17 protein-coding genes are annotated in these 17,977 nt (G+C 71.5%); 7 read left to right on the plus strand and 10 right to left on the minus strand.

Annotation, left to right across the window (positions count from 1 at the left end):
• Positions 1-147 precede the first annotated feature (147 nt).
• Positions 148-672: a hypothetical protein gene (locus IEZ08_RS01720; protein WP_203863189.1), complete on the plus strand. Its 525-nt coding sequence runs from the start codon at positions 148-150 to the stop codon at positions 670-672.
• 284 nt (positions 673-956) lie between these two features.
• The gene (locus IEZ08_RS01725) at positions 957-2,516 is read left to right on the plus strand and encodes an alkaline phosphatase D family protein (protein ID WP_229802846.1); all 1,560 of its coding nucleotides are present in this window, start codon (positions 957-959) and stop codon (positions 2,514-2,516) included.
• 239 nt (positions 2,517-2,755) lie between these two features.
• On the opposite strand, the gene rocD is transcribed toward IEZ08_RS01725, so the two are convergent.
• The 5 genes from rocD to IEZ08_RS40150 all read right to left on the minus strand — a co-directional run bounded on the left by rocD (position 2,756) and on the right by IEZ08_RS40150 (position 7,882).
• Positions 2,756-3,967, minus strand: a complete 1,212-nt coding sequence (gene rocD / locus IEZ08_RS01730; protein WP_068922103.1) for an ornithine--oxo-acid transaminase — start codon at positions 3,965-3,967, stop codon at positions 2,756-2,758.
• 55 nt (positions 3,968-4,022) lie between these two features.
• Positions 4,023-4,838 (minus strand): dimethylargininase, encoded by an 816-nt coding sequence (gene ddaH / locus IEZ08_RS01735; protein WP_068922104.1) that lies wholly within the window; start codon positions 4,836-4,838, stop codon positions 4,023-4,025.
• Between the two features lie 109 nt (positions 4,839-4,947).
• Positions 4,948-5,421 (minus strand): Lrp/AsnC family transcriptional regulator, encoded by a 474-nt coding sequence (locus tag IEZ08_RS01740; protein ID WP_068922105.1) that lies wholly within the window; start codon positions 5,419-5,421, stop codon positions 4,948-4,950.
• A gap of 158 nt (positions 5,422-5,579) precedes the next feature.
• Positions 5,580-6,305, minus strand: a complete 726-nt coding sequence (locus tag IEZ08_RS40145; RefSeq protein WP_068922106.1) for a DUF5941 domain-containing protein — start codon at positions 6,303-6,305, stop codon at positions 5,580-5,582.
• Entirely contained in the window at positions 6,302-7,882 is a 1,581-nt protein-coding gene (locus IEZ08_RS40150) for a CDP-alcohol phosphatidyltransferase family protein (protein ID WP_068922107.1), read from the minus strand. The genes IEZ08_RS40145 and IEZ08_RS40150 overlap by 4 nt, the downstream gene beginning before the upstream one ends.
• A 168-nt stretch (positions 7,883-8,050) precedes the next feature.
• Here IEZ08_RS40150 and recO point away from each other — a divergent pair, with 168 nt between their 5' ends.
• The 3 genes from recO to IEZ08_RS01765 all read left to right on the plus strand — a co-directional run bounded on the left by recO (position 8,051) and on the right by IEZ08_RS01765 (position 10,074).
• Entirely contained in the window at positions 8,051-8,788 is a 738-nt protein-coding gene (gene recO / locus IEZ08_RS01755) for a DNA repair protein RecO (RefSeq protein WP_068922108.1), read from the plus strand.
• The gene (locus IEZ08_RS01760) at positions 8,785-9,561 is read left to right on the plus strand and encodes an isoprenyl transferase (RefSeq protein WP_068922109.1); all 777 of its coding nucleotides are present in this window, start codon (positions 8,785-8,787) and stop codon (positions 9,559-9,561) included. Before recO ends, IEZ08_RS01760 begins: the two co-directional genes overlap by 4 nt.
• Positions 9,562-9,711: 150 nt before the next feature.
• Positions 9,712-10,074, plus strand: coding sequence for a cupin domain-containing protein (locus IEZ08_RS01765; RefSeq protein WP_068922110.1), 363 nt, complete (start codon positions 9,712-9,714; stop codon positions 10,072-10,074).
• Positions 10,075-10,166: 92 nt separating this feature from the next.
• On the opposite strand, the gene IEZ08_RS01770 is transcribed toward IEZ08_RS01765, so the two are convergent.
• The 5 genes from IEZ08_RS01770 to IEZ08_RS01790 all read right to left on the minus strand — a co-directional run bounded on the left by IEZ08_RS01770 (position 10,167) and on the right by IEZ08_RS01790 (position 13,918).
• Positions 10,167-10,715 (minus strand): CGNR zinc finger domain-containing protein, encoded by a 549-nt coding sequence (locus tag IEZ08_RS01770; protein WP_068922111.1) that lies wholly within the window; start codon positions 10,713-10,715, stop codon positions 10,167-10,169.
• A 204-nt stretch (positions 10,716-10,919) separates the two neighbouring features.
• Entirely contained in the window at positions 10,920-11,309 is a 390-nt protein-coding gene (locus tag IEZ08_RS01775) for a Fur family transcriptional regulator (protein ID WP_068922112.1), read from the minus strand.
• A complete protein-coding gene (locus tag IEZ08_RS01780) occupies positions 11,309-12,139 on the minus strand; it encodes a metal ABC transporter permease (protein ID WP_068922113.1) in 831 nt (276 codons plus the stop codon). The genes IEZ08_RS01775 and IEZ08_RS01780 overlap by 1 nt, the downstream gene beginning before the upstream one ends.
• On the minus strand, positions 12,136-12,888 hold the full coding sequence (locus tag IEZ08_RS01785) for a metal ABC transporter ATP-binding protein (RefSeq protein ID WP_068922114.1): 753 nt from the start codon (positions 12,886-12,888) through the stop codon (positions 12,136-12,138). The genes IEZ08_RS01780 and IEZ08_RS01785 overlap by 4 nt, the downstream gene beginning before the upstream one ends.
• A 37-nt stretch (positions 12,889-12,925) precedes the next feature.
• On the minus strand, positions 12,926-13,918 hold the full coding sequence (locus tag IEZ08_RS01790; protein ID WP_068922115.1) for a metal ABC transporter substrate-binding protein: 993 nt from the start codon (positions 13,916-13,918) through the stop codon (positions 12,926-12,928).
• 316 nt (positions 13,919-14,234) lie between these two features.
• On the opposite strand from IEZ08_RS01790, the gene IEZ08_RS01795 reads away from it, so the two are divergent.
• Both IEZ08_RS01795 and IEZ08_RS01800 read left to right on the plus strand, forming a co-directional pair.
• The gene (locus tag IEZ08_RS01795) at positions 14,235-14,534 is read left to right on the plus strand and encodes a HesB/IscA family protein (protein WP_068922116.1); all 300 of its coding nucleotides are present in this window, start codon (positions 14,235-14,237) and stop codon (positions 14,532-14,534) included.
• Between the two features lie 468 nt (positions 14,535-15,002).
• The gene (locus tag IEZ08_RS01800) at positions 15,003-17,933 is read left to right on the plus strand and encodes a response regulator (protein WP_068922117.1); all 2,931 of its coding nucleotides are present in this window, start codon (positions 15,003-15,005) and stop codon (positions 17,931-17,933) included.
• The last annotated feature ends 44 nt before the right edge of the window (positions 17,934-17,977 follow it).

Below are 17,977 nucleotides of genomic sequence, written 5' to 3' on the forward strand. Positions count from 1 at the left end.
CAGATTGCGGCGGACCGCGTGAGTCGGACGTACCGATTCGGGTAATCGCCACCTCGTGGTGATTACCGGCGATCCCGCCGGAGCCCACGCAGTCCCATCCCGACGGCGAAGGAGAGACACATGCAACGCAACACGGTAATCCGGGCTATGCATGACATCGGGCTGGCGGCCTGGTTCGGTGGCTCCTTGATGGGCGCGGTCGGTCTGAACGGCGCCGCCGGCGAGGTCAGCGACAGACGCGAGCGCCTGCGGGTGGCGAATGTGGGCTGGAACCGGTGGACGCCGGTCAACCTCGCGGGCATCGCGGTCCACCTCGTCGGCTCGACGGGCATGCTCGCCACCAACAAGGGCCGGGTCGCCTTCCAGCAGGGGGTGGGGACCAGCTCCCTGGCCAAGGCGGCGCTCACCGCCGCGGCACTGGCCGCCACCGCCTACAGCAGGAAGCTGGGCGCCGAGCTCGACCGCGCCGGCGAGGTGCCGGCGGAAGGCGGCGTCAAGCCCGACGAGGACACCCCCGCCGACGTCGCGAGGACGCAGCAGCGGTTGCGCGTCATGCAGTGGATCGTTCCCGGCGTCACCGGCGCGCTCGTCGTCATGGCGTCCCTCCACGGAGAGCAGCAGCGGCCCACCGAGGTGCTGCGCGGCGTGTTCCGCCGGGTGGCCTCCCGCTAGGGCGGGCCCCCTCCGGCCCGGCCTCTGCCGGCCCCGGCGGGCGCGGCCGGAGTCCCGGACTCCGGCCGCGCCCGCGCGGTATCCTCCGCCGCTCCCGGCCGCGACGTCCGCCGCGGGCCCCAGCACATGGAGATGTGCGGTTTATGGTCGTATAACGCATGTTTGTGTGCTTCCCTACTTACCAGCCGAGTCGTTTGTTACTCGGTCCGCCGTACGGGCACCGGAAGGACGCCTCCCGCGGGAGGCGTCCCAGGGATGTCGGCTGATCTGCAATGGCTGGGGGGATGGACGTGCCGGAACTCGTCGTAGGGCCGATGCTGCGCTACGTCGACGAGGTGAACGCCTCGATCTGGGTGGAGACCAGCGAGCCGTGCGAGGTGACGGTCGAGGCGGGCCGGGCGCTGGCGAGCGCGCGGACCTTCACCGTTCACGGTCACCACTACGCGATCGTGGACGTGACCGACGGAGGAGCGTACGAGGTCCGCCTGGACGGGGAGACCGTCTGGCCGCTGCCGGACCACCCGCCCAGCCGCATCCGGCTGCTCGGCCCGGACGGTCCCCAGAAGGTGATGTTCGGCTCCTGCCGGACCAGCGTGCCGCACGACGTGATCCACACCATCTCGCATGGGGTGGACGTCCTGCGCTCGTACGGCTGCCGCATGATGGAGACCCCCGAGGAGCAGTGGCCCGACATGCTGCTCCTCCTCGGCGACCAGGTCTACGCCGACGAGCCCTCCGCCGAGATGCTGGAGTTCATCAGGAACCGCAGGGACGACGAGCCGAAGGCCGAGATCGCCGACTTCGAGGAGTACGCCGAGCTGTACCGGGTGGCCTGGACCGACCCGGAGATCCGCTGGCTGCTCTCCACCGTGCCCACCGCGATGATCTTCGACGACCACGACCTGCGCGACGACTGGAACACCTCCGCGGACTGGCGGGAGAAGATGGCCGCGATCGAGTGGTGGCCACGCCGGGTGGTCGCCGGCCTCGGGGCCTACTGGATCTACCAGCACCTGGGCAACCTGTCGCCCGCCGAGCGCGACGCCGACGGCCTGCTGGGCAAGTTGTGCGCCGCCGAGGGCGACGGGGCCGAGATCCTCGACACCTTCTCCGCGCACGCTGACGCGGTCCCCTCCGAAAGCCGCTGGAGCTACGCCCGCGACCTCGGCTCCACCCGCCTGATCATGATCGACTCGCGGTGCGCCCGGCAGCTCATCCCCGGTGACCGGCGCATGCTGGACCCGGTGGAGTGGGAGTGGCTGACCGAGCAGCTGTCCAGGGAAGGCGTCGAGCGCATCCTGCTCGGCACCTCGGTGCCGTTCCTGCTCCCCTCCGGCATCCACCACGTGCAGACCTGGAACGAGGCGCTGGCCCAGGGCGCCTGGGGCCGCCGGGTCGGCCGCTGGTCGGAGTGGCTGCGCCAGACCTTCGACCTGGAGCACTGGTCGGCCTTCCGCCGCTCCTTCGAGGACCTGGCCCGGCTACTGATCCGGACGGGGAAGCCGGTGATCATCCTCTCCGGCGACATCCACTACTCGTACGCGGCCAAGGCCAGGAAGCACCCGATCCACCAGCTGGTCTGCTCGCCCATCCGCAACCCGCTGAGCCGTACCCTCCGGCTGGCCAACATCGTCGCCCAGTTCGGCATCGCCACCCTGATCGGAGGCTGGCTGGCCCGGCTGGCCCGCATCCCCCGCCCCCCGATCAAGTGGCGGATCACCGAGGGGCCGTGGTTCTCCAACGCGATCGCCACGCTGTCCCTGGGTGAGCGGCTCTCGGTCCGCTGGGAGACCGCCAGCACCACCGAGGTCATGGAGGTCGCCGACGTGGAGATCCCCGCCTGAGGAGTTGCTCTCATCAGTGGCTGGAGGACCGCCCGTTCGACAACCACGATCTCGTCGAGCTGGCCAGAGCCCAGGGGGCCGTGCCGGGCGCGGGCGACCTGCCGATGATCGCGGTGTCGAGGGCCGGGGTGACCACGGGCGGTCCGGTCGCCGCCTACGGACCGGCGGACCTCATCCGCGCACGGGAGGCACCCTGACCCCGGTGCGGCCCGCACGGTACGGCCCGCACCGGGAAGGGGTCAGCCGCCGAGCTCCCTGACGGCGTCGGCCAGCTGGTCGACGGCCCAGAGAAGGTCCTCCTCCGACACGACGATCGGCGGGGCGAGGCGGATCGTGGAGCCGTGGGTGTCCTTGGCCAGGACGCCGCGGCGCAGCAGGGCCTCGGAGATGTCGCGGCCCGTGCCCAGGGACGGGTCGATGTCCACGCCCGCCCACAGGCCGCGCCCGCGCACCGCCACCACGCCCCGGCCGACCATGCCGCGCAGCCGCTCGTGCAGGACGCCGCCGAGCTCCCTGGCCCGCGCCTGGTACTCCCCGGTGTTGAGGATGTCGATGACCGCGCACGCCACCGCGCAGGCGAGCGGATTGCCGCCGAAGGTGGAGCCGTGCTGGCCCGGCTTGATCACGCCGAGCACGCTCTCGTCGGCGGCGATGGCCGAGACCGGGACCACGCCGCCGCCCAGGGCCTTGCCCAGCACGTAGACGTCGGGCACGACGCCCTCGTGGTCGCAGGCGAAGGTGTCGCCGGTGCGGCCGAGGCCGGACTGGATCTCGTCGGCGATCATCAGGATGTCGTTCTCGGTGCACAGTTCGCGGACCTGGCGCAGATAGCCGTCCGGCGGCACCAGCACCCCCGCCTCTCCCTGGATCGGCTCCACCAGCACCGCGACCGTGTCGGCGTCCACGGCCTCGCGGATCGCCTCGACCGATCCGTACTTCACGATCCTGAAGCCCGGCGTGTAGGGGCCGTAGCCGTCGTGGGCGTCGGGGTCGGTGGAGAAGCTCACGATCGTCGTGGTGCGGCCGTGGAAGTTGTCCTCCATGACGACGATGTTCGCCCGGTCGGGGGTGACGCCCTTGACCTCGTAGCCCCACTTGCGGGCGACCTTGATCGCGGTCTCCACGGCCTCGGCGCCGGTGTTCATCGGCAGGATCATGTCCTTGCCGGTCAGGTCGCCCAGGCCGGCGGCGAAGGCGGCGAACTGGTCGTGGAAGAAGGCGCGGCTGGTCAGGGTGAGCCTGCCGAGCTGCTCCCGCGCCGCCTCGATGATCTTCGTGTTGCCGTGGCCGAAGTTGAGCGAGGAGTAGCCCGACAGGCAGTCCAGATATCGCCTGCCCTCGACGTCGGTGACCCAGGCTCCCCGCCCCTCGTGGATCACGATGGGAAGCGGATGGTAGTTGTGCGCGCTGCGGCGCTCGCTGAGCTCGATGAGCTCGGCCGTGGTGGTCATTCTGGCATCACCGTTCCTCTGGTTCCGTGCTCTCCCACCTGGGCTTATTCCCGGATCATCGGCGGACCGCCACCTGGGCCTCCCGGATTTCCAGCGTGCAGCACTTCGGGCCGCCGCCTGCCTTGCGCAGCTCGGACAGCTCGACCGGGATCACCTCGAAGCCGCGGCGCTTGAGCTCCAGCTGCAGGCCGGCGGCCTCGGCGCTGATCACCACGTGGGTGCCGTCGCTGACCGCGTTGAGGCCCAGCACCACCGCGTCCTCCTCCTCGGCGATGACGGCGTCGGGGAACAGGTGGCGCAGCACCTCCCGGCTGCCCGCGGAGAAAGCGCCGGGGTAGTAGGCCACGTTCCGGCCGTCCAGCGGGAACAGGGCGGTGTCCAGGTGGTAGAAGCGCGGGTCCACCAGGCGCAGCGTCACCACCGGCAGGCCGAGGAACTCCTGGGCCTCGCCGTGCGCGCCGACCTCGGTGCGGAAGCCGGTCCCGGCCAGCACGAGGTGGTCGAGGGTGAGGAAGTCGCCCTCACCCTCGTTGGTGAAGAGCGGCTCGTGCACCCGGTCGTAACCGTTGTCGGCGAACCACTTCAGGTACGCCGGGCCCTCGGCCGCCCGCTCGGGGTGCGCGAACCGGGCGCCGTACACCCGGCCGCCGACCACCAGCGCGCCGTTGGCCGCGAAGACCATGTCCGGCAGGCCCGGAAGCGGATCGATCAGGCTGACCCGGTGGCCGAGCCCCTCGTAGGCGCTCCTGAGCTCCTCCCACTGCCGGATCGCCACCTCGCGGTCGGCTCCCGCCTCGGGGTCCATCCACGGGTTGATGGCGTACTCCACGGCGAAGTGGTCGGGCCGGCACATGAGGTAGTGCCTCGTCATCGATGACCCCCGCACAGGTTGTCGTGGTGAGAACGGCAACAGCCTAGGAAGGGGCCACACGCGGGCCAATAGCCTGATCTTGCGCGTCGGCGCAGGTCTCTTGCGTGTCTCAGGCGGGGGACGGCGATTCGTTGCGCGGGGTGATCAGCGGGGCGTCGATGAGCCGGGAGAGCACGATGGAGCTCTTGGTCCGCACCACGAACGGCTCCGCCGCGATGCGCTCGATCACCCGCTCCACGTGGCGCACGTCCGTCGCCCTGATGTGCAGCAGCGCGTCCGCCTCACCGGTGATCGTGCACGCCGCGACCACCTCCGGGTGCCGGGCCACGGCCACCCCGATGTCCGCCGGAGAGGTCTTGCCCGCGCAGAACAGCTCCACGTACGCCTCGGTGGTCCAGCCGAGCGCGGACGGCTCCACCCGCGCGGTGAACCCGGTGATCGCGCCGATCTCCCGGAGCCGGTCCACCCGGCGCTTGACCGCCGACGCCGACAGGCCCACCCGCTGCCCGATCTCCGCGTAGGTGGCACGGGCGTCCTCGACGAGCGCCCCGATGATGTCACGGTCCAGCCGGTCCAGTTCCACGCTGCTTTGTAACACAACCAGGGACGCGGCAGCCCGGACATGACAGAGGGAGGACGACGGCCGGACGGCGGGATGAACGGCGGCTGCCGGACGGCGGGGTGAACGGCGGAGGGCCGCGGCGTGACGCCGCGGCCCTCCACGCTGTGCCGTACGGCGGGTCAGGCGGGCTCGGCCTCGCCGGTCGTCTGCTCCAGCACCTCTTCGGGGGATGCCTCGAGGTCGGCCTCGGCGGAGGCCTTGGCCGTCGCCGACTCCTTGTCCAGGCGGACCCAGCTCGTCACGCTCTCGACGGCGAACATCACGCCGAGGTAGAGCGTGAGCGCGGCCAGCACCCACGTCAGCGCGTTCCCGCCCAGTACGGCGCCCGCGCCGATCAGCAGCAGCCGGAGCTCCCAGCCCAGGCCGGCCCGGAAGACCCAGCTGGGCGGCCAGATGCCCTGCCGGGTCCGGTAGACCGTGTCGTAGGTGTGGTAGCCGATCACGTAGATCAGCACGAACGCCAGCCACTTGGGCGCGCCGGCGGCCAGCGTCACCAGGATGATGACGAGGAACTCGGTCCCCCGGATCAGCGGCGGCATCAGCCAGTCGAGCTTGCCCAGGTGGTCGCGGGGCGCGGTGGGCAGCACCAGCGCGACCATGATCAGGGCCGGGACGAGCAGGATCGGGCCGTCCTCCAGGAGCCCGGCGACCGCCATCGCGATGATCGCGAGCAGGGCGGCCAGGGCGGACGGCACCGGGGGCAGGCCCCGGCCCATCCGGTCGCGGAGCAGGGTGACCAGCGGGCCGTCGTCGCGGTAGGCGAGCAGGCGCGCGGTCTGCACGCGCAGCCGCTCCTCGTAGGGGTCCGGGGCGGGCGTGGCCTGCGGCTGAGGCTGGGTGATCATGCGAGCGACCTCATCAGACGTCCGGTGAGCGAGTAGGCGGCGCCGATCCCACCCCAGATGATCAGCGTCAGGAAGGTGACCCGGGCGTCGAAGAAGGCGCCGGCGATGGCGATGACGGCGAAGCGCTCACCGATCGGGAACACGATCATCTTGCGGGCCCAGTGCATGGCGCGGTACTTGCCCGCCTTGCTCCACATCTTCAGCAGGCTGCGGATGGTGCCGCCGTTACGGGCGACCTTGCGCTCCTCCAGCGCCGCGCGGAGCGGGGTGTCGGGGCTGATCGAGATCGGGATGGAGGGCAGCGGCGACGGGGGCTTGCGGCGGTTGGCGGCGCCGAAGGAGAAGTCCAGCAGGTGCCGGATGGACTGCACACCGAGCGCGATCAGCGCCAGCGTCCACACGTCGCCGACGCCCGAGACGGCCGCGCCGACCGCCAGCCCGGCGAAGACCACGTACTCCTTGAAGCGGTCGAAGGTGGCGTCCAGCCACGCGCCGAGCACGCCGAACTTGCGGGCGTAGCGCGCGAGCTGGCCGTCCACGCAGTCGAACACGAACGCGAAGTAGATCAGGATGCCGCCGGCGACCATCCCGGCGCGCGCGCCGGTGGCGAAGCACGCCGCCGACGCCACGCCGAGCGCGATCGAGATCAGGGTGACCTGGTTGGGGGTGAGCCCGCGCCGGGCCGCCCAGCGGGCGATGAAGCGCGAGTAGGTGCTGACGAAGTAGGTGGTGAAGAAGCCGTCGGCGCCCTTGACCGCGTTGTTCAGCCGGGCCCGGTCCTCGTTGAAGGCGGCCATGTCGGTCACGAACTGGTCGGCCTCGGCCTGCGAGGTCACCCGGCGGTAGAACAGGTCGCGGCGGCCGCGGATGCCGACGGAGACGCCCCGCCGTACCAGGCCCAGGACCAGGAGCTGGAGCAGGTCGTCCTCGGGGCCGAACAGGTGGGCCATGTCGGCCAGCTCGCGGGCGGCCTCGGCGAGCGTGGGCGCGTGCCTGACGTGCAGGTGCAGCGGGCCGAGCAGCACCGCGTTGGGCCGGGTCACCGCGTGGTAGGCGGAGCCGACCGAGATCACCCGGGACTTGGCGGCGCGCGCCCGGACCGGGAGGCCCTCGAAGAACCGGTCGCTGATCTCCGGCTCGGCCTCGTCGATGGGGACGTTCGGGACGATGAAGTCGCCGTTCTCGTCCTCTTCGCGGGGCTCCTTGGCGATCAGCGCGAGCGCGCCTCGCTTGGACTTGGTGATCTGGTAGATCAGCTCGTCGTGGACCAGCGAGTTGGCCGGGAGGATGAGCAGGTTCTCCGTGGCGCGCTCGGCCGCGTCGGCCACGGCGCGCAGGTCGCCGGCCAGATCGGAGGTCTCCACGAGCGTGCCGGGGAACCCGCGGTAGGCGATGGCGTCGTCCTTGCGGGCGATCGTCACCGGCGCGGAGTCGAGCGAGGCGAGCTGGCCGTGGAGCTTGCCGATCACCGTGGGGCAGCCGGGAAGCGCGGGCAGGGTCAGTGCGGCGGACGGCACTGATGGGCCGGAGGCGGCATCGGGGCCGGGCGATGAGCCCAGCAGGACCACGCGGGGCATGGCACCCTTTCGTGCGGGGGTGGATCCGGGTTCGAACATGGCGGGGAAGTTCGCCAGAGGTCAAAGTTTAGTGAGTTCCAGGTGAACAGCACGCATCGGTGACGCGCTCCCGCCACCCGATCACGTTTCGAGGCCTTCCACGCAGGTCCTCGGACTAAACTGGGGAAAGTGAGTCTGTACCGTGACGAGGGCGTCGTCTTACGCACCCACAAACTGGGCGAGGCCGACCGGATCATCACGGTCCTCACTAAACGGACGGGGAAGATCCGGGGAGTGGCCAAGGGGGTCCGGCGGACCACCTCGCGGTTCGGCGCCCGGCTGGAGCCGTTCACCCACGTCGACCTCCAGCTGCACACCGGCCGCACACTGGACGTGGTCACCCAGGTGGAGACCATCCACCCGTACGGCGAGGCGCTCGTCGCCGACTACCCGCGCTACACGGCCGGCATCGCGATGCTGGAGACCGCCGACCGGCTGATCGTGGGGGAGAAGGAGCCCGCGCTCCGGCAGTTCCTGCTGCTCGTGGGCGGCCTGCGCGCGCTGGCCGCCGCCGAGCACGAGGCCCGGCTGGTGCTGGACGCCTACTTCCTGCGCTCGCTGGCCGTGGCCGGGTACGCCCCCGCACTCGACACGTGCGCCCGCTGCCAGGCCACCGCGGTGCGGGCGTTCGCCATCGTCGCGGGCGGGGTGGTGTGCGGGAACTGCCGTCCCGCCGGGGCCGCCGTGCCCGAGGGGGAGACGCTCACGCTGATGCTGGCCCTCCTGAAGGGCGACTGGGCCGTCGCCGACGCCTCCGAGTCCCGGCACCGCACCGAGTGCAGCGGCCTGGTCGCCGCCTATCTGCAGTGGCACCTGGAACACGGCATACGCTCTCTCCGACACGTAGAAAGGGAGCCCGCCACGTGAACGTCCGCCCGCCCGCCCCGCATCCCTCCGGCGCCACCCCGCCGCCCATCCCCCGTGACCTGGTGCCCCGGCACGTGGCGATCGTGATGGACGGCAACGGCCGGTGGGCCAAGCAGCGCGGCCTGCCGCGCACCGAGGGGCACAAGGCGGGCGAGGCCTCGCTCTTCGACGTGATCGAGGGCGCGATCGAGCTGGGCATCCCCTACCTGTCGGCCTACGCCTTCTCCACCGAGAACTGGAAGCGCTCGCCCGACGAGGTCCGCTTCCTGATGGGGTTCAATCGTGACGTCATCCGCCGCCGCCGCGACCAGCTGCACGCGATGGGCGTGCGGGTGCGCTGGGCCGGTCGCCCCGGGCGGCTGTGGAAGAGCGTCATCTCCGAGCTCCAGGACGCCGAGGAGATGACCAGGGACAACTCCACGATGACCCTGCAGTTCTGCGTCAACTACGGCGGCCGCGCCGAGATCGTGGACGCCGCGCTCAAACTGGCCGAGGACATCGCCGCCGGCCGGGTCAAGCCGGGGCGGGTCAAGGAGGAGACCTTCGCCCGCTACCTGGACGAGCCGCAGATCCCCGATGTGGACCTGTTCGTGCGCTCCTCCGGTGAGCAGCGCACCTCCAACTTCCTGCTGTGGCAGTCGGCCTACGCCGAGATGGTCTTCCTCAACCGGCTCTGGCCCGACTTCGACCGCCGTGATCTGTGGGAGGCGTGCGAGACCTACGCCAAGCGCGACCGGCGCTACGGCGGGGCCGTCCCCAACCAGGTCGGCTAGTCCCCGCCGGGCCGGCTGATCCCCACCGGGCCGGCTGATCCCCACCGGGCCGGCTGATCCCCACCGGGCCGGTCGGTCTTCCGCTGCAGGTCACAGCCTTGTGGTGGCTCTCCCCCGGTGCGAGACTGAAACTGACGAAGGGGGGACGTCATGATCGAAGTGAAGAGCGTCGACAAGCCGGACGAGCGCCGGGACTTCCCGAAGGGGCACCTGGAGCTGTGCGAGCTGACGGGGCTGAGTTTCGGTGTCGCCACGTTCGAACCCGGGTGGCGCTGGTCGGAGTCGGTCAAGCCGATCGCCGGCACCGACTCGTGCGAGATCCACCACAACGGGCTCGTCGTGCGGGGCAGGCTCCACATCCGTATGAACGACGGCACGGAGACGGAGGTCGGCCCCGGGGAGGTCTTCGTCTGCCCGCCGGGGCACGACGCCTGGGTCGTCGGTGACGAGCAGGTCGTGGTCTACGACTTCGCGGGCGGCGCTTCGGAGTACGCCAAGGCGTCGTCGGCGTAGGGGGGACCCCGGGGCCAGGACGGGACGCCCGGGATCAGTGCAGGGTGCCCGGGGCCGGGACAGGACGCCCCGGGCGGTCCGGCTCAGGCGGCTCAGGCGCGGCGGCGGGCCCGGTAGGCCGCGACGTGCATGCGGTTGCCGCAGGTCCGGCTGTCGCAGTAGACCCGCGAGCGGTTGCGGGACTCGTCGACGAAGACGCGCTCGCAGCCGGGCGCCGAGCAGGTGCGCAGACGCTCCCACTCGCCCTCGACGAGCAGGTGTGCCAGGGCCACGCCCAGGTCCGCCGAGAGGTGCTCGCTGAGGGCGGCGCCCGGGGCGAAGTAGTGCACGTGCAACGGGTGGCCGTCGTGCTCGGTGAGGCGGGGGGTGATGCGCGTCCCGCTCAGCAGGGTGTTGAGCCGGATGACGGCGGTGGCCTGGTCGGGGGCGGTGAAGACCTTGTGGAAGGCATCCCGCAGGGCACGCACCTGGTTCAGGTCGGCGGCGCCGAGTTCCCCGACGCCGCTCACCTCCCACCGCTCCACGAACTCGCCGAGTTGTTCCAGATCGCTCAGACCGTCCTCGCCCCCGGTGGCGGGGGAGGTGTTGACCAGGTCGACGGCGGTGGCGAGTGAGTGCACCATGTCATGTCCGAATGGCATGTTGACTCCTGTTGGCTGCGGTTGTGGCGGGGTTTGCGCCCGTACGGCGGCTCGCCGTCTGGGAAGCGTATCTCTCCGAAGCCTTTCGAGGGCCCTCCGCGACCGCACATCGCCGTATCGCCTGTGGCGTCCGGCCGGTCCCGTCCGCTCCGGCGGTCCGGCTCACGCCTCCCGGCGGCCGGTCCCCGCCGTTCTCAGTCGATCTCAGCCGGCCTTCGCCGCGGCGGAGCAGGCCGGGCAGGTGCCGAACACCTCGACGGTGTGGGTGATCTCAGTGAAGCCGTGCTCGGTGCCGACCGCCTCGGCCCAGCGCTCCACCGCCGGCCCGGCCACCTCCACGGTCCGCCCGCACCGGCGGCAGACCAGGTGGTGATGGTGGTCGCCGCTGGCGCACGCCCGGTAGACCGACTCCCCGTCGTCGGTGCGGAGCACGTCGACATGCCCGTTGTCGGCCAGAGCCTGGAGCGCCCGGTAGACCGTGGTCAGCCCGATCTTGGCTCCTTCCGCGCGCATCTCGGCGTAGACGTCCTGAGCGCTGCGGAAACCCTCGCTCTGGCGGAGGATCTCATGGACGGCATCGCGTCTGCTGCTCATCAGTTGGACTCCTGAGGTCGGCTTCGGCGTACGAATCTACCGAGCCCGAGGGCCAGGACGAACCCTCCCAGCGCGAAGAGCACGATGAGGGCGCCCGGCGGGACCTCGACGTAGAACGACGAGGTGAGCCCGCCCACCGTGGCGACCATGCCGCAGAGCATGGCCAGGAGCATGGTGCTGCGGAACCCGCGGGTGAGTTGCTGACCGGTCGCCACCGGGACCACCATCAGGGCGCTGACCAGCAGCAGACCGACCACCCGCATGGCGATGACCACGGTCAGCGCGGCGGTGATCGCGATGAGCAGGCTGAGGAAGCGCACCGGCAGGCCGCTCGCCTTGGCGACCTCCTCGTCCTGGCAGAGCACGAACAGCTCCCGTCCGAAGACGGTCACCACGCCGAGCACGGCGGCGGCGAGCAGGGCGATCACCCACACGTCCTGGACGGTCACGCTGCTGATCGAGCCGAACAGGTAGGACATGAGCGTCGCGTTGCTCCCGCCGGGGGCGAGCGAGATGAGCAGCACGCCCCCGGCGATGCCGCCGTAGAACAACAGCGCGAGCGCCACGTCCCCACCGGTCCTGCCGCGCTCGCGGACCAGTTCGATGGCCACGGCGCCGAGCACCGAGACCACGACGGCGGTCAGCACGGGGGCGGTCCCGGTGAGGAAGCCGAGCGCCACACCGGTCAGCGCGACGTGCCCGATGCCGTCGCCGAGCAGGGCCAGGCGGCGCTGCACGATGAAGGTGCCGATGGCGGGGGCGGCCAGTCCGACGAGGAGGGCGGCGATCAGCGCCCGCTGCATGAAGTCGTACCGGAGCAGGTCGATCACGAGGTGGGTCTCCAGTCGAGCGGGCTCACGGGCTTCTCGGGTGCGTGGGGGTGCACGTGGTCGTGACCGGGGAGGGCGTGCGCGCCGACCGCCTTGGGCGGGGCGCCGTCGTGGCAGACGCAGCCGTCCCGCAGGACCACGGCCCGGGTGATCAGCGGCTCCAGCGGGCCGAGCTCGTGGGCGACCAGCACGACCGTCCTGCCCCGGGCGACGAGGCCGGCCAGGGTGTCGGCGAGGAGCTGCTGGCTCTCGGCGTCGACGCCGGCGGTGGGCTCGTCCATGACGAAGGTCTCGGGTTCCCCGGCGAGGGCGCGGGCGATCAGGACCCGCTGCTGCTGCCCGCCGGACAGGGCCTGGACCGGGTCCCCGGCCCGATCGGCCAGGCCGACCGCCTCCAGCGCCCGTGCGGTCGCGGCGGCGTCGGCCTGGCCGGTCAGGCGGAACCTGCTCTGCCTGGCGATCCGCCCGGAGGCGACGACCTCGCGGATCGTGGACGGCACGCCGCCGCCCACCGAGAGCCGCTGGGGGACGTAGCCGATCCGCCACCACTGGCGGAACCGCGTCGGCGGCGTGCCGTACAGGAGGGTGGAGCCTCCGGACAGCGGCACCAGGCCGAGCAGGGCGCGCACGAGCGTGGACTTGCCCGAGCCGTTCGCGCCGAGCACGGCCACCACCTCGCCGGGGCGGACGGTCAGATCGATCCCGCGCAGCACCGGGCGGCGGTCCAGGCTGACCTGGCCGCCGCGCATGGTGAACGCTTCTTCTTTGTCTGTCACGCAGGTGCCTTTACGTGCAGCTCAGGGCTGCCTTGAGTGTCGTGAGGTTCTGGCGCATGGCCGACAGGTAGTCGCCGGTGGCCGGCTTGCTCTCGATCGGATCGAGGACCGCGGTCCCGGCCCCCACCTCCTCGGCGAGAACCTCGGCGACCTTCGGGCTGACCAGGGTCTCGGTGAAAATCGTAGTCACTTTTTCCCGTTTGGCCACTTCGGCCACCTCGGCCAGGCGGGCAGGGGAGGGCTCGGCGTCGGGATCCACGCTGATCCCGACCTGGTGGAGCTTGTAGCGGTCGGCGAGGTAGGCGAAGGCCTGGTGGCTGGTGACCAGGGACTTCGAGCGGCAGTTCGCCAGGCCCCTGGCCAGTTCGCCGTCGAGGGCGGTCAGCTCGGCGGCGGTCTTCGCCGCGCGGTCCTTGTACCCCTGGGCGTGGGCCGGGTCGGCGGCGGCGAGCCTCTCGCCGAGCTCGGTGGCGACGGTGGCGAAGCGGCTCGGGTCGAGCCAGAGATGCGGATCGTAGGAGACCTCGTGCTCGTGGCCGGGCTCGTGGCCGGGCTCGTCGGCGTGCTCCGCCTCCTCGTGGCCCTCCTCGTGGCCCTCCTCGTGGCCTTCCTCGGTCGCCTCGATGGTCGGGACCAGGGTGGCCACGTCGAGGTTCCGATCGGCGGCGTGCTGCTCGACGGCCTCGTCCACGGCGGGCTGCACGCCCTTGATGTAGAGCACCAGGCGGGTCTGCTCCAGCCCGGCCACCGACTGCGGCGTCAGCTCCAGGTCGTGCGGCTCGACGCCGGGCTTGGTCAGGGTGGTGACGGTGATGTCGGACCCGCCCACCCGCTGGGCCAGCCACTCCAGCGGGTAGAAGGCCGCGGTGACGCCGGCCCCGCCCCCCTGGGGAGCCGAGTCGGCGGCACCCGCGCCGCATCCGGTGACGGCGGCGAGAGCGGCGAACCCGGCGAGCAGGCCGGTGGCGCGCAGAGGAATACGTCGGGAGGAGTCGGACATCATGCACTCAGTATGGGTGCAAGTGAAAACCGTTGTCAAAATCGCCCGAAGCTTTTCGGCCGGGCGGTGACCGCAGGTGCGGGGCCCGGGTTCCGGCGGAGGGGTGACGGGCACGGACCACGCTGCGCGGGCGGGTGGCCGCTCCACCGGGGCCGGAGTTTGAGCCGTCCCCGGACGGGGAGGTGAATACGGACAACCGATTTCAGGCGATATGGCGGTGTATCTCCGCCTCGGTGAATCTCTGCCGCAGCGGCGGAGCCGGCCAGGACGGCCAAACGCCCGTATAGCCCGTATCTCATCGTTTGCAGGGGGGCCTGTCGTGCTGACGTTGACGGAAAAAGCCGTGGAGGCGATACGCGACCTCATGGTGGGGGAGAACCTGCCCAAGGAGGCCGGGCTGCGCATCACGCCCAAGCCCGGGGACGAGGGCACGCTGGAACTGTCCCTGACGAGCGTGCCGCACGACGGCGACCAGGTGATCAAGAAGGAGGACGTCCGGGTCTTCCTGGATCCCGAGGCCGCGGCCGCGCTCGACGACCAGACCCTGGATGCCGACGTGAGCCCGAACGGCATCCGGACGTCCCTCTACCTGTCCCGTACGGACGACGCCGCGGGCTGAGCGCCCGGCCGGCGTGTGACCGGCCCGCCGAGGGTTCGCCGGCGGGCCGGTCGGCGGGTGCGGTGCCGGCCGGGCGGAGGCCGCGGGACGCGGCGCTCGCCCGGCGTCCCCCGGATGCGGCCGCCGGAGGAGTTCGGCGGGGAGTTCGACGGGGTCGGCGCCAGGGCGGGGAAGGCGCCCGTCCGCAGCGCTTGGCCCATGGAGAACTCCCGCGGCGGCCGTGCCCACGACGGCCCACGCGGCGAGCGCCGCCACCGTGAACGCCGGTACCAGCAGATCCCCGTCCCGTCCGAGGGCCACCGCGAGCGGGGCCGCGCCGCTGAGCGCCGCGCCGGTCCCCGGCGCCACGGATCCCGAGCGTGCCGCGGCGCAGCAGGAGGCCCTTTCCGTGAGGGGTCGCATCCTCTCCGTCAAAACGGACATATATCACCATGTAGGGCATGTGCTAGGTGGGAAGGGGATGAGACCATGGCGGCACCCGCGCCCGCGTCCGGACCCATCGCGCCCGGCTCCGGTGAGAAGCCGCGCAGGTCCGGCTGGACGGTGGGAAGGCTGCTCGCGGTCGGCTACACGATCGCGTTCCTCGCCTTCGCCGTCATCGGGATCGGTTCCTACACGCGCATCGGCGCCCTGCAGGAGGACCTGCGCTGGACCCAGCACGCCCACCAGGTGATCGATCGGATCGGCACCGTCGGCGAGCTGGTCAAGGACGCCGAGCGAGGCCAGCGCGGTTACGTCATCACCGGCCGTGAGGAGTACCTGAACCCGTACCACCAGGCGGTCGGGCGGATCGAGGTCGAACTCGGGGCGCTGCTCCGGATGACCGCGGACAATCCCCGCCAGCAGGCGATCCTGGGCCGGCTGCGGCAGGCGGCCCAGGTGAAGCTCGACGAGCTGGCCGACAGGATCCGCCTCCGGCAGCAGGAGGGCTTCCAGGCCGTACGGGACGTCCTCGACGACACCGCACGCGGTCAGCACGCCATGATCCAGTTTCAGACCCTGCTGAACCAGGCGAGGCAGGAGGAGGCGCGCCTGGTCGCGCTGCGCGAGCGGGCCAGCGCCGACAGCGCGGCCGCCACCCGGGACATCATCGTGGGAAGCTCGCTGCTCTCGGCGCTGCTGGTCGCCATCGTGGCGTGGCGGACGACGCGTAAGGTCACCTCCTCCGCGGAGGAGGTGACCGCCGCCGCCAGACGCGTCGCGGCCGGGGACACGAGCCGCCCCGCCGAGGTACGCGAACCGGTGGAGATGGCGCAGATGGCCGAGGCGGTCAACGGCTCGGTCCAGGTCATCACCCGGGCCCGTGACGAGGCGCTCGCCGCGGCGGCGGCCAAGGCGTCGTTCCTGGCGACGATGAGCCATGAGATCCGCACCCCCATGAACGCCGTCATCGGTATGACGGACCTGCTGCTGGACACCGAGCTCGACCCCGACCAGCACGAGCTCGCCGAGACCGTGCGCAACAGCGGCGAGGCACTGCTCTCCGTCATCAACGACATCCTGGACTACTCCAAGATCGAGTCCGGTCAGCTCGACCTCGACGACGAGCCGTTCGACGTGCGGGAGTGCCTGGAGAGCGCCCTGGCCCTGATGGCCCTGGCGGCCGAGAGCAAACGGCTCGAACTGGTCGGGAACGTCGACCCGGACTGCCCCCGGACGCTGCGCGGCGACATGACGCGGCTCCGGCAGATAGTGATCAACCTGCTCAGCAACGCGGTGAAGTTCACCGCCACGGGTGAGATCGTCCTCACCGCGGAGGGGGAGCGGCTCTCGGACCGCCCGGACGGTCCGGTCCGCCTCCGGGTGGCGGTCCGGGACACCGGGATCGGCATCCCCGCCGACCGGATGGACCGGCTGTTCCGCTCCTTCAGCCAGGTGGACGCGTCCACCACCCGCCGGTACGGCGGCACCGGCCTCGGCCTGGTGATCAGCAAGCGGCTCGCCACAGCCATGGGCGGCGACCTGACGGTCGAGAGCGAGGTCGGCGCCGGCTCCACCTTCACCCTGACCGCGACACTGGCCGCCTGCCCGGAACACCCGGAACCCGAGCCCCCGCCCGTCGCCGTGGAGCTCGCCGGATGCTCGGCTCTGGTCGTGGACGACAACGCGACCAACCGGCACGTGCTGCGACGGCAGCTCACCAGCTGGGGCATGCGGTGCACCGACGTCGGCTCGCCCGGCGAGGCGGTGGAACTGCTCGCCGCTGGCCGCGTCTACGACGTCGCCGTCCTGGACATGCACATGCCGGAGATGGACGGCGAGCAGCTGGCCGAGATCATCCGGGAACTCGCGGCCGGCCGGGACCTGCCGCTGGTGCTGCTGACGAGCGTGCACTGGCGGACGAGGGGCGGACAGCAGAAGCTGTTCGACGCCGTGCTCACCAAACCGGCCCGCAGCTCCGTGCTGAAGGAGAAGCTGGCGGGCGCGATAGCGCGCAGGCGGTTCGCGGAGCCCGAGGCGACGGCCGCCGACCGGCGGGAGGAGTCCCTCGGCGAGACCGCCGGTCAGCGGCCGCTGACCGTGCTCCTCGCCGAGGACAACCAGGTCAACCAGAGAGTCGCGCAGCGCATGCTGAACAGGCTCGGTCACCGCGTCGAGACGGTCGGCAACGGGCTGGAGGCGGTCGAGGCGGTACGGCGCGCCTCCTACGACGTCATCCTCATGGACATGCACATGCCGGAGATGGACGGGCTGGAGGCGACCCGGCGGATCCGTGCCGAGCAGCCGGAGGGCGACCAGCCCTACATCGTGGCGCTGACCGCCAGCGTGCTCGGGGAGGACCGGGAAGCATGCCAGGCCGCGGGCATGAACGACTACCTGGCCAAGCCGGTGCGCGCGCACGAGCTGGACGAGCTCCTCGGACGGCTCCGGGAGAGGGGCCCGGCGCCGGAGGGAGCGGACCTGCCCGCCGGGACAGCGGAGGAGGCCGGAGGAGGCCAGGGACTGCCGGACGGCTCCGGCACTCCTGAGAGCACTCCTGAAGGCACTCCGGACGGCGCCCTGGACAGGGAGGCCTCGATCCGGCACCGTCTCGACGAGATCGCCGGGCCGGACGCGGGAGAGGACGACTGGGAGATGGTCGAGTTCCTCGCCACCTCCTTCGTCAGCAAGGCCCCGGCCTCCGTCGCGGAACTGGAGGAGGCCGTCAGCCGGGGAGAGCCCGCGGACGTGGAGAAGCAGGCGCACAGCCTGAAGGGCTCCGCCGTCAACATGGGGGCCAACGCCCTGGCCGAGCTGTGCGCCCGGCTGGAGGCCCAGGGCAGGGCGGGACGGCTCTCCGACACCGAGGAAACGCTGCACGGGATCAAGGACGAGCTCGATCTCGTCAGCCGCACGATCGAGAACCTGCGGCCCGAGATCGAGCAGCAGGCGCGCGCCGCGGCGGGCCGGTCACAGTGATCGGAAGGGGCTCGCCGTACGACGTGCCCCGGAAGGCCCCGTCC

Origin of the sequence: Planobispora rosea (assembly GCF_014648175.1) — a bacterium.
Taxonomy (GTDB): Bacteria; Actinomycetota; Actinomycetes; order Streptosporangiales; family Streptosporangiaceae; genus Planobispora; species Planobispora rosea.

Excerpts from the sequence above, each read along its gene's own strand:
- IEZ08_RS01775 (WP_068922112.1), bottom strand. The coding sequence starts at position 11,309 with ATGAGCAGCAGACGCGATGCCGTCCATGAGATCCTCCGCCAGAGCGAG.
- IEZ08_RS01800 (WP_068922117.1), top strand. The coding sequence starts at position 15,003 with ATGGCGGCACCCGCGCCCGCGTCCGGACCCATCGCGCCCGGCTCCGGT.
- rocD (WP_068922103.1), bottom strand. The coding sequence starts at position 3,967 with ATGACCACCACGGCCGAGCTCATCGAGCTCAGCGAGCGCCGCAGCGCG.
- IEZ08_RS01790 (WP_068922115.1), bottom strand. The coding sequence starts at position 13,918 with ATGATGTCCGACTCCTCCCGACGTATTCCTCTGCGCGCCACCGGCCTG.
- IEZ08_RS01785 (WP_068922114.1), bottom strand. The coding sequence starts at position 12,888 with ATGCGCGGCGGCCAGGTCAGCCTGGACCGCCGCCCGGTGCTGCGCGGG.
- IEZ08_RS01765 (WP_068922110.1), top strand. The coding sequence starts at position 9,712 with ATGATCGAAGTGAAGAGCGTCGACAAGCCGGACGAGCGCCGGGACTTC.
- IEZ08_RS01720 (WP_203863189.1), top strand. The coding sequence starts at position 148 with ATGCATGACATCGGGCTGGCGGCCTGGTTCGGTGGCTCCTTGATGGGC.
- ddaH (WP_068922104.1), bottom strand. The coding sequence starts at position 4,838 with ATGACGAGGCACTACCTCATGTGCCGGCCCGACCACTTCGCCGTGGAG.
- IEZ08_RS01770 (WP_068922111.1), bottom strand. The coding sequence starts at position 10,715 with ATGCCATTCGGACATGACATGGTGCACTCACTCGCCACCGCCGTCGAC.
- IEZ08_RS40145 (WP_068922106.1), bottom strand. The coding sequence starts at position 6,305 with ATGATCACCCAGCCTCAGCCGCAGGCCACGCCCGCCCCGGACCCCTAC.
- IEZ08_RS40150 (WP_068922107.1), bottom strand. The coding sequence starts at position 7,882 with ATGCCCCGCGTGGTCCTGCTGGGCTCATCGCCCGGCCCCGATGCCGCC.
- IEZ08_RS01725 (WP_229802846.1), top strand. The coding sequence starts at position 957 with ATGGACGTGCCGGAACTCGTCGTAGGGCCGATGCTGCGCTACGTCGAC.